This window comes from Pantoea sp. SIMBA_079 (genome assembly GCF_046940275.1).
Lineage (GTDB): Bacteria > Pseudomonadota > Gammaproteobacteria > Enterobacterales > Enterobacteriaceae > Pantoea > Pantoea borealis.
The window spans coordinates 1-352 of record NZ_JAWRYR010000089.1 but is presented as its reverse complement, the minus strand read 5'-3'; the positions used below and the strand labels follow the sequence as shown (position 1 = coordinate 352).

The 352-nt window shown below is 78.7% G+C and carries 1 protein-coding gene; it reads right to left on the bottom strand.

The window, feature by feature from the left end:
- A partial coding sequence (locus SB719_RS19230; protein WP_412159613.1) for a hypothetical protein occupies window positions 1-352 on the bottom strand: 352 nt, incomplete at both ends.

Below are 352 nucleotides of genomic sequence, written 5' to 3'. Positions count from 1 at the left end.
GAGCCGGAGGGCGGTCCGTCCGCCGCGCAGCAGGACGGCGACCGCTCGGCCGACCGCGCCCCTGCAGCCTCCGGTACCGCTGCGGCGTCCGCTACCGCCGCAGCCGCGGCTGGTGGCCCCGCCGACACGCCGGCGCCCGTGTCTGCGTCGACCAGCGAGAAGTCGTCCTGGCCGTTCGCGTCGCTCCCTCCGTCCTCCGCCCCGGTCGCCTCGCGCGCCGGGCAGCCGGAGACGACGGTCACCCAGAGCACCGCCTCGCCGTTCGCCGCCTTCGGTGCGCCGGCTGCCGCGAAGCCGTCGCCTGCCGACGGCTCCGCCGCCGCGCCCGCGACACAGGAGTCGGCCGACGACA